At 28.9% G+C, this 10,024-nt stretch carries 11 protein-coding genes; 1 reads left to right on the top strand and 10 read right to left on the bottom strand.

What is annotated here, in order from left to right:
* Positions 1–15: 15 nt before the first annotated feature.
* The 7 genes from ACX6CF_RS09205 to ACX6CF_RS09175 form a co-directional block, all read right to left on the bottom strand.
* Complete coding sequence (locus tag ACX6CF_RS09205) at positions 16–459, bottom strand: hypothetical protein (protein WP_458785033.1); 444 nt, start codon at positions 457–459, stop codon at positions 16–18.
* Positions 460–666: 207 nt separating this feature from the next.
* On the bottom strand, positions 667–1,554 hold the full coding sequence (locus tag ACX6CF_RS09200) for a 4Fe-4S binding protein (RefSeq protein ID WP_458785032.1): 888 nt from the start codon (positions 1,552–1,554) through the stop codon (positions 667–669).
* Positions 1,554–1,703, bottom strand: a complete 150-nt coding sequence (locus ACX6CF_RS09195; RefSeq protein WP_458785031.1) for a CD1871A family CXXC motif-containing protein — start codon at positions 1,701–1,703, stop codon at positions 1,554–1,556. Before ACX6CF_RS09195 ends, ACX6CF_RS09200 begins: the two co-directional genes overlap by 1 nt.
* 11 nt (positions 1,704–1,714) lie before the next feature.
* Complete coding sequence (locus tag ACX6CF_RS09190) at positions 1,715–2,896, bottom strand: TlpA family protein disulfide reductase (protein ID WP_458785030.1); 1,182 nt, start codon at positions 2,894–2,896, stop codon at positions 1,715–1,717.
* Between the two features lie 213 nt (positions 2,897–3,109).
* Complete coding sequence (locus ACX6CF_RS09185; RefSeq protein ID WP_458785029.1) at positions 3,110–3,850, bottom strand: hypothetical protein; 741 nt, start codon at positions 3,848–3,850, stop codon at positions 3,110–3,112.
* A complete protein-coding gene (locus ACX6CF_RS09180; protein WP_458785028.1) occupies positions 3,847–5,277 on the bottom strand; it encodes a sensor histidine kinase in 1,431 nt (476 codons plus the stop codon). Before ACX6CF_RS09180 ends, ACX6CF_RS09185 begins: the two co-directional genes overlap by 4 nt.
* A gap of 3 nt (positions 5,278–5,280) precedes the next feature.
* A complete protein-coding gene (locus ACX6CF_RS09175) occupies positions 5,281–5,934 on the bottom strand; it encodes a response regulator transcription factor (protein WP_458785027.1) in 654 nt (217 codons plus the stop codon).
* A gap of 352 nt (positions 5,935–6,286) precedes the next feature.
* Between ACX6CF_RS09175 and ACX6CF_RS09170 the strand changes: the two genes are divergently transcribed.
* Positions 6,287–7,639, top strand: coding sequence for a uracil-xanthine permease family protein (locus ACX6CF_RS09170; protein WP_458785026.1), 1,353 nt, complete (start codon positions 6,287–6,289; stop codon positions 7,637–7,639).
* 243 nt (positions 7,640–7,882) lie between these two features.
* On the opposite strand, the gene ACX6CF_RS09165 is transcribed toward ACX6CF_RS09170, so the two are convergent.
* The 3 genes from ACX6CF_RS09165 to ACX6CF_RS09155 are packed head-to-tail and all read right to left on the bottom strand — an operon-like array spanning position 7,883 to position 9,855.
* Positions 7,883–8,290, bottom strand: coding sequence for a hypothetical protein (locus ACX6CF_RS09165; protein WP_458785025.1), 408 nt, complete (start codon positions 8,288–8,290; stop codon positions 7,883–7,885).
* A 13-nt stretch (positions 8,291–8,303) separates the two neighbouring features.
* Positions 8,304–9,356, bottom strand: a complete 1,053-nt coding sequence (locus ACX6CF_RS09160; protein ID WP_458785024.1) for a DUF6064 family protein — start codon at positions 9,354–9,356, stop codon at positions 8,304–8,306.
* A 52-nt stretch (positions 9,357–9,408) separates the two neighbouring features.
* Positions 9,409–9,855 (bottom strand): MarR family winged helix-turn-helix transcriptional regulator, encoded by a 447-nt coding sequence (locus ACX6CF_RS09155; protein ID WP_458785023.1) that lies wholly within the window; start codon positions 9,853–9,855, stop codon positions 9,409–9,411.
* Positions 9,856–10,024: the final 169 nt, after the last annotated feature.

Genomic DNA, 10,024 nt, shown 5'->3' with positions numbered 1-10,024 from the left:
AACACTCCTTTCTTATTATAATTGTTGGTGAAATCTAGTAGCCTCAATATGAGGTTCATGGTTCTGCTTCAACCTCATGTATTTGACAGCAATTTGACTTCTCACCATTTGGGCATTGTGATACATGGCATTTGCTTCTTCTAAATCATTAAAGAGATCCCCATACTCTTTTAAAAAGTGTTTCTTAGGTATGGACGCAATCTGCACTGCTGAATGCAGATTATTATTAAGTAAATTCTTAATGACTGTAACTTCATCTTGACTTTCAGGTAATATTTTTAGTAATCGCTGCCAAGCTTTTAATAAAAGCATAAGCTGGTCTTTATGTTTTTTTAATCTGTCAAAGCATAAGGTAGAAACCACTTGTTCGTCCAACAAGTTCATACTTCTTAAGCAAATATCAGGATTCTTAGCAAAGAACTGATCTAGATGCTTAAATTTCTCTTTTGAAAAATCCATTACTTTCACCTCTTTCATTATTTTTAATTTAATACAATGTTGGTAAATGTGAAAAAGCTCCTGTAAGGGCTTATTCCTCACAAGAGCTTTTTTGCTATTGTATTACATCTTATATATTACATTATTATTGTCTTATTTGGTTCCTTAGTATTTCTTGTAATTGTGTTTGATTGTTCTAGTGGTTGTCTTGTATGTGTCTTCCTTTACTTATCGATCTAAATTAATATAACTATTTTTCATAAAACCACTTGAAATCGCTCCGTTAGGACATATATTCTTACATTCACCACATCGAATACACTCCGTACTGTTAATATTTTTGGTTATTTCTACACCCATTTTACATTTTTCTTCACAAAGTTTGCAATTTGTGCACTTTTTACTATCAAGATTCATTTGATAAAAGCTAAATTTGTTGAACAATGAATACATAGCTCCAAGTGGGCACAAATATTTACAGAATGGTCTGTATGTAAAAACAGCAGCAACAACTATCGCAATTAAAACTCCAAGTTTCCAATTAAACAGAAAACCAAGATTAGCTCTAAGACTTTCATTGGCTGTTATAAGAGGCCACGCTCCCTCCAACACTCCAGCAGGACAGATCCATTTACAAAAATAAGGGGGCGCAATTCCAAATTTATTTGTAATAAATATAGGCATAAATATAACAAAAATTATTAATATAATATATTTTATATATCGTAATAGTTTATCAAATATTTTCAGTATTTTTACTTTAGGCACTGGTATTTTATACAATAAATCTTGAATCAAACCAAATGGACATAAAAAGCCACATATAAACCTTCCAAATAGTATGCCAAATAGCATGATAAATCCTAAAATATAAAATGAAAAATTATGCCTATTACCACCAAGTACTGCTTGCAAAGATCCAATTGGACAAGCTCCAACAGCTCCAGGACAAGAATGACAGTTTAAAATAGGCACACAAACTCCCTTACTATTGCCTTTAAAAATCTTGCCTTTAAAAAAACCTATCAAATAACCATTAAAAATAGCCGCTGCTAATATCTGTATAATAAGTCTAACTCTTGATTGTTTTTTTACGTCTTTATTCCTTTTATTCATTATCCAATACCAATACACTCAAGACAAATATTTGTAGCTTTTTTCAACACCACTAAGTGTTCCTCTCTTATAATTCCAATTAATATAAATGTAAATGCAGTGATTAAAACCACTGCATTTAATTTATATTTTTTTTTAGTCAGTTTCATTATATACCTCCTTATTTTCCAATAAGTTTAAGTGCATTATTTATAAGATTAGTATAACCGTCCACAACATTTTCTCCAGGAACACCAACTTGAACTTCACCAATTACATTTCCACTAGCATCTACAAATACAGTCGTTGGTAAAGCATCTATATACTTATAAAAAGTATCTTCCAAATTCTCATTGCCTATAATAGTCTGAAATTTAACACCAGCGTCATCTATTATGCTTTTTACAAGTTCATTTTCACTATGCCCATCTGTACAAATTGAAATAACATTTACATTTTTTGGTAAACTTTCGTATAGCTTTTGAATTTCTGGCATTTCTTTCACACAATGTCCACACCACGTTGACCAAACATTAACCATCGTTATATCATAATTTTTGAAAACATCTTGGCTCAATTCAGCACCATCAATTGTATTAGCCGTGAAGTTTGTCATAGTACCTGCAAAAACATCTGATTGCTCTTTATCATTCGTCAGAAAATCCTCTTCTTCTACTTCTTTGAATATACATATATTATCTTTGATATAATCAAATTCATCGATGAATCCGTTTAATTCTTTCTTTTCTTCATCTGTCAGTTCACATTCACTTATATCATCATTATATGTAAAATAAAAAGTATGACCATCAAATTCAAATAACTTTTCTACATTACTAAATTTTTTCTTTAAATCTTCAATGAACGTTTTGCTTTCATCGTCTGTTTGATCTTCTTGTACCACTGCGAATAAATCAAAAGTATTTTTATGAAATTCTTCCCAAAGTTTATCTTGTTCCTCATCACTCATTTTTTCTAGAACTTCATCAGTAAGAATCAGGGATTTAGCTTTTTCTGTTGTATAGTTCATAGCTATTCCTCTTTGCATAATGAAAATATCAGTTTTAAAGTTTTCTTTTTCCCTTTCAGTAAGAATTTTTTCTGTCATGGTAATGCCAATTCCACTTTGTTTGTTAACCAAGGTGGCTTTATTTTTTCTTGCTACATACTCTTTTCCTGTAATACTTTTCATACTTTCCGAATCATATTCAGAGTTGACTGTATATCCATCAATTACCTTGATATTATCTTTTTCTACTTTTTCCACTTTTTCCACTTTTTCCACTTTTTCACTTTGACCACATCCACTCATTGTTAAAATCACCAAAACAGATGCAATTATTACAGACATTATTTTTTTCATATTCTTTAATCTCCTTCAATATTTTACCAATTAAAAAATTATAACACTTATTTTAAATACCACTATACAAACTTGTACCATCATCTAACTTGAAAACATTACACCTCTTTCTGGTAAATATTCATCTTGGTAATTATAATGTTACTTGCCTTTTCAAAGTTAGTTTATCAAAAATTTGTATCATTTTTTATTCATAATTGCATATTATTTGTATCATAGTTGAATCAATGATATTTCGATATCTAAAGTTGTCTTATCAGCTCCTTTTATTAATTGATTTACATAGTAATATTCAAATTTGTTTTCTTCATCTGTATTACTAAAACATGATGAATATGCGTTTCTTGTTTTTTTTCCAACAAAATTTTCTTTACTAAATCCTAAATAATCAAAAAAATTATAAATAGAATTGTTAGCATAGCCATCTCCTTTATGATCTTTTTCAAAATAAATGAATTGATATATTACATAGTAATCTGCATCAAAAATTAAGCTTATATGATATTTTGAATTGTCTATGATTGCTTCCCAAACATTCACTTGTTTATCAGATTTTTCTAAACTTGTATATGTCATTTTGTCAAGAATTATATTTTCTAAATCTACATTTATTGTTTTTTCATTTGGAAGAATACCTAGAGTTTTTAGTACTATTATCTGTTCCATCAACTTGTTTTTTACAGATGTTTTTTCATTTTCTCTTATGTTGTCATACTCTATTCCTATCAAATTCACATCTAAATCATTCATTGCATCTGATAATATCTTTATTCTCTCTTTTATACCTAACCCTTTTATATCTTCATTAGATGATACTTCTATATTATTGAAATTAATTTCTTCTAAAATTATTTTCTCATATAAATTTTCCATATTGAAATATGTCAATAGAGGCTTTAGAGCTGTAATAGTAAATAATACAAATACAATTAAATAACTTCTAATTTTTTTCATTTACTTTTCCTCCTATTAAAAACCAATTCAACTGTAGTTCCAATATTAATTTCACTATATATATTCATTTTCGCATCATGCTTTTCAATTATAACTTGACTTAAAGACAGACCTAGGCCTGCACCATTTTTATTTCTCACCCTAGATGGATCAGCCTTGTAAAATGGTTCTTTTATTTTTGATAATATTTTAGAATCAATCCCTATTCCTCTATCTTTAATTTTTAGAGTGTAATATTGCCCCTCTATTTTTCCATTTATAAATATTTTTTCTCCATCCTTACTTGCTTTTTGTGCATTATCTACTATATTTACAATCACCATATTGACGAGTTCTGGCTCTATTACTAAAAAATCATTTTCTATATTCAGTTCCAGTTTTATATTTCTCTGATTAAGATAATATTTTAGATTCTCTGAAATTGATTCTATCCACATTTTTATTTGTACTTCAACAAATTTCAATTCTTGATTTTTTATAGCCATAATTTGTAAAAGTCTTTTTGAAAGCTGTTCTAATCTCTTTCCTTCCGAAAAAATATACTCTGCTCCTTTTTGTATTCGATTGATATCATTTGGATTAGTACGTAGCATATCTGCATATCCTATAATAGCAGTAAGTGGAGTCTTTACTTCATGAGAAAATGCTGAAACAAAATTTTCTTTGTTTTGAGATTCTTCTTCTACCATTTCTACATAATTTTTTAGTGAATCCGCCATTTTATTAAAATTTCTAGCCAATTCTGCTAATTCATCATTTCCATTTACTTTTACTCGTTTTTGAATATTACCTTCTCCCATTTCTTCAGTTACTTTGTTCAATTCAACAACTTGGTGAAGCAATACTTTAGAAAATACAACAGACATCATCACTGAAATAAAACTCAGTAATATCGTTGTTTTAATTAAAACTTCATATTGCTGTTTCTGATTTTTAAATATGTGCGTTATATCTTTATATATAAATATATAGTACACATTCTCTAAAAAAACAAATGGTCTGATTGTCTTTATATAATTTTTTTCTCCAACTTTTTCAAATGTATATGCTCTTTTGTTTATTTCTAATTTATCTAGCCATTCACTGTTTAAATTTTCACCGCTCCACCAATCTAAATCGATATTAGTTTTAGAAAATATATTAAAATTTATTTTTTTTCCCTCTACATTTATATTTATAGAATCAGCTATCTCTTGAATTACAAAATCTTTATACGTATTGTTTATACTTCCAAGAGTCTTTGAATTATAACCTTTAGTATCGTTTTTCAATAAATTGTATATGGTTTCAGTTATGTTTTTAGATATATTTCTTTGTTCCGATAAGAGCATTTGAAAATTTGTATCGATTATAAATGATCCTCCAAATGTAAAACAAGTAATCACTATCCAAAGTACTCCTACAACTACTTTTATTGAAAATTTCAAGACTTAAACCTCCAATCTATAGCCTACCTTATAAACAGATACTATTTTATCTTCAAGTCCTAATTTCTTTCTCACTCTTTGTACATGTAAATCAACAGTTCTACTATCACCAAGATAAACCTCATTCCATACTTGGCTATATATCTGTCTTCTATAAAGTGCTTTATTTGGATTTCTCGCAAACATTACTAATACATAAAATTCTTTTGCTGTCAGCTGTATGTATTTGCCACTTTTAATTACTTGCATAGAGTACAAATTTATACTTATATCATCTATTTGATAAATACTATCTGCCTTATCATATCTTCTAAGTACTGTCTCTACCCTAGCTATTAATTCTGATATCTCAAATGGTTTTGTTATGTAATCTTCAGCACCCGCTCTAAGTCCTTTAACCTTATCTTCTAATTCGTCTTTTGCTGTCAAAAATATAACAGGAATTGAAAGCGTTTTACTATATTCTAAAATTTCATACCCATTTATATAAGGTAACATTATATCTAATAATACTAAGTCAAAGTTTTTCTTCTCTAAAATGTCGGCTGCATATCGCCCATCATAGGCGCAGGTGCACTCATATCCTTCACATGACAAACTCATCTCTATAAGGTCTGATATAGCTCTTTCATCTTCCACTATTAATATTTTTATCATTTGAAAACCTCCCTCTATAAGTACTAACTAATATTCTATAATACATTTTATTTGCATCTAAATTGTATCACAATCATACAATGCATATCAAAAATTAAAATTGTATAATCTATCCACGTACCATATCATGAAATGTAATGGAAAAAGTTTCTTCAAGTTAACTTTTGCGAATGCATTTTCTTCAATCTTCCTTTCTTTTTTTCATTAAAAGTCAAAATAATTAATCAAAACCATTTATATTCCCTTTTATTTATTGTATAATTTATATAATAAATAAAATTATATATACAAATAAGTCTTTTATAATTAATTTTTTATCTATTTTTTTTTTCAAATTGGGGAGGATATTATTATGAAAACTAACAAAAAATCAATTCTATTCAGTTTTGATGGCAAACCGTCTTTTAAAAATGTTGCACCATTAGGACTTCAGCATGTTGTTGCAATGATTGTAGGCTGTGTTACCCCAGCCCTTATTGTTGCAGGTGTTGCAGTACTCAATCCTAGTGATAAAGTTTTATTAGTTCAAGCTTCATTATTTTTTTCTGGAATAGCTACATTAATTCAAATTTTTCCAATAGGTGGGGTTATTGGCTCAAGACTACCTATAATTATGGGAGTAAGTTTTGCATATGTGCCTACATTAACAGCTATAGCTGGTGAATTCAACATAGCTACAATATTTGGTTCACAAATAGTAGGTGGTTTAGTTGCAATATTATTTGGTGTTTTTCTAAAAAAACTCTCCTATTTGTTTCCCCCTCTTGTTACAGGTACAGTTATACTATCAATAGGTTTATCCCTTTACCCCGTTGCCATTAAATATATAGCAGGTGGTGTCGGTTCACCTAATTTTGGCTCTCCTCAGAACTGGCTAGTTGCAATGATAACTCTTGCAGTTGTAATATTTTTCAATCATTTCACTAAAGGAACTTTTAAACTTGCCTCTATTCTAATAGGTATGATTGTGGGTTATGTAATTTCTATATTCCTTGGAATGGTATCTTTTAATGCTGTTCGGGAAGCAAGTCTATTTCAAGCTCCTAGGTTTATGCATTTTGGTATCAATTTTAACACTACAGCAATCATATCTATGGTTATTATGTATGTTGTAAACTCTGTTCAAGCTATTGGTGACTTATCTGCTACAACAGGCGGTGGTATGGACAGACTTCCTACTGATAAAGAACTGTCTCACGGAATTATAGGTTCTGGTTTTACAGGTATTATTTCTGCTCTATTTGGATGTATGCCAACTGCAACCTATAGCCAAAATGTCGGTATAGTCACTGTGACCAAAGTTATAAATAAATGGATATTCATTTTTGCATCTTTTATTGTTATTTTAACAGGACTTATTCCAAAATTTGCATCTATACTAACAACAATTCCTCAGTGTGTTCTAGGTGGCGCTACTATATCAGTTTTTGCCATAATAACAATGACAGGAATCAAAATGATTGCTGCCAGTAATCTTAACATGAGAAATTGTGCAGTTATTGGACTTTCTGTTGCTTTAGGTATGGGAATCGTACAAGTTCCTGATTCCCTTGCTCTATTTCCATCATGGTTTATATCTATATTTGGAAAATCTTCTGTTGTCGTAACTACACTAGTTGCTATACTTCTAAATCTTATACTTCCAAAGGATAATTCTAAAGATATTTCTTCTAATACATCGGAGAATGTTAAGTCTGATACATAGAACCTTAGTGATAAATATATTTAAGATTTAAGTTAGTATTTTTAAAAGAAGTTGAGTAGTATTATTATATACTAACACTCAACTTCTTTTATTTTAGTTATCATTTATAAATAACTTGGAATTACTGACATGTTATTATTTAAGTGTATCTAATTCATAGTTCTTTCCTTTGTATTCTTACTACACACTCCACATGCCAATTGTGTGTGTTGTTAATAATTTTATTTATCCCCTTAATAAATCCTAATAAATAGTTATTAATTTTCCTGCAAACTTTCCTGGGGTCACATGATATATTTCTTTAATATCACAAAGAACTAACTCAATCTCAGTATTTTTATCATCATCTATTTTTAAATCTTTCCTGAATTTTACAACTTCATAAGTATTTTTTTCTTTATCTTCTAATATTCTTTCTCCTTTTAATTGATAACCTTTTAATATATTCCATATAGTAACTGAAATATTACTATTTGATGCATTGTCAAAGGATTTTATATCCTTTTTACTTACACCTAAAGCCACTATATTGTTATATATCTTAATCCATTTAACAAATATAATTTCTGGATACTTCATATTACTCTTAAATGACGCAAAACATTTATCGCAAGAGTTAATATACTCAATAATCTCTTCTTTTTCTTTCATTAAAATACCCCTCCTAAATAATCTCTTTTTCAAATTTATCAACCTTTATTAGAATAATTCCTTTACAATTTATCTTGATATTTTTATTCTGTGCATTTTCCCTTGCATATTTTTTTGCTCCTCTAATTGCCATTTTGTATAAGAATCCAGAAGTTTTGTAAAGACATTTACCGCTCATTTTATAAATTTTTCCAGTATCTATAATTGATAAAGTTGCATATGGATTATTGATTATATTAGTCTTCGTTTTGTTCATAAACTGGTCACTGATCAATACTTTACTATGAGCAATTACATGTTTTGAATGAATAGGCACAATATTCACGATACCTTCATTTGACGAGGTTGCTAGCACAGCATCTTTTTTAATTTCAAAAATCCTTTTATATGCTTTTAAATTTATACTATTTTGCAATAACTCAGAGCTGTCATTTTTTGTAATTATATCTTTTACCAAAACCATTAAGCCAATTAAACCTATCACTAACATAATTCCATCCTCATATACTTGGTATTTTGGTATTTGTACAAGTGGTGGAAATGGCACTGCCCATAATAATAGTAAAAAGAATAAAAATTTGTTATTTCGCTTTTTTGCTGTAATAAAAAGCAGTAAAGCATATGTTGTTGTAGGACATGGAAGTGTTCCTGGTATAATCCAATAAGACATCTCTTTCCCAAGCAATCCACCAACAAAAGGATAAACTAATATAGCAATAATGCCACCTATAAAGAATCTTCGCTTCCATCCATCTTTAGGAAATTGAAATTGTAATTTATTTAGTTTTAGATCTATTCCCAGTAGAAAAGCAATAAGTAAAAATAATACTCCTTGACTGACTCTAAGCCCTAAAGGAAAACCTTCGCTAAAGAAAAAGAATCTTATACCTATAAATACGTTCATTGCCGTTAAGCAGGTTTTTATCATGATATTAGCTTTCTTCTCTTTGCCAAACATAAGATATGCTGTAATAGATAAAATAACTATCAAAGCAATCCATTGTAATGGAAAAATACTTTTGTTATATGTGGTAATAACTTCCCACCAGTCGTTTTTTTGTAACATATAATCCTCCTTTTTATATACCTGGTATACAATATGTTGTTTTTTTGCCGGCTCACTCGCCGGCACGTAATATTTCATTTAATTTTGTTAAAAAATTCTCCAATACTTGAAGTTCTTCTTCTTCCATGGAATCCATAAGTCCATAAATTTCTCCAAAACGCTTTTTTTCAAAAGCTTCATGCCCTTTAAATGCTATCTTCCCCCTCGTGGTCAGACCATAAATAACTTCTTTCTTATTGTCAGGTAGTTGGGTCTTATATATCAAGTCTTTTGCTAACAGTTTCTTAACAAATTTTTGAACTCCTCCCTTTGTTATATCCATAATCCTCGCAATCTCTGTCATATTTGATTCAGGATTTTTTCCTATAGCAACAATGGTATGGATTTCAGATGCATATAACAAATCTTCTGTTCCAAAATCTTTAGGCGTTTTTTCGATTTTTTCAAATAATTTCATGGATGTAAAGTATTGTTTAATAATGTTTTTATAATTCTTCATGTGATCACCTAATTAAATTGTATACCAGGTATATTATTTTGTCAAGTATTAACTATGTATTTATTCAAAATAAATAGGACATAATCAATTGTGGTACACTAAGACATTATCATAAATCAATCATACAATATCCATAACAAGAATTATTCTGTCAAGCATTTTTGAAAAT

It is taken from the genome of Vallitalea sediminicola (assembly GCF_054408565.1).
This window is presented reverse-complemented; position numbering and strand designations above follow the sequence as displayed.

Coding starts and splice junctions, on each gene's coding strand:
- ACX6CF_RS09205 (WP_458785033.1), bottom strand. CDS start 459: ATGGATTTTTCAAAAGAGAAATTTAAGCATCTAGATCAGTTCTTTGCT.
- ACX6CF_RS09200 (WP_458785032.1), bottom strand. CDS start 1,554: ATGAATAAAAGGAATAAAGACGTAAAAAAACAATCAAGAGTTAGACTT.
- ACX6CF_RS09195 (WP_458785031.1), bottom strand. CDS start 1,703: ATGAAACTGACTAAAAAAAAATATAAATTAAATGCAGTGGTTTTAATC.
- ACX6CF_RS09190 (WP_458785030.1), bottom strand. CDS start 2,896: ATGAAAAAAATAATGTCTGTAATAATTGCATCTGTTTTGGTGATTTTA.
- ACX6CF_RS09185 (WP_458785029.1), bottom strand. CDS start 3,850: ATGAAAAAAATTAGAAGTTATTTAATTGTATTTGTATTATTTACTATT.
- ACX6CF_RS09175 (WP_458785027.1), bottom strand. CDS start 5,934: ATGATAAAAATATTAATAGTGGAAGATGAAAGAGCTATATCAGACCTT.
- ACX6CF_RS09170 (WP_458785026.1), top strand. CDS start 6,287: ATGAAAACTAACAAAAAATCAATTCTATTCAGTTTTGATGGCAAACCG.
- ACX6CF_RS09165 (WP_458785025.1), bottom strand. CDS start 8,290: ATGAAAGAAAAAGAAGAGATTATTGAGTATATTAACTCTTGCGATAAA.
- ACX6CF_RS09160 (WP_458785024.1), bottom strand. CDS start 9,356: ATGTTACAAAAAAACGACTGGTGGGAAGTTATTACCACATATAACAAA.
- ACX6CF_RS09155 (WP_458785023.1), bottom strand. CDS start 9,855: ATGAAGAATTATAAAAACATTATTAAACAATACTTTACATCCATGAAA.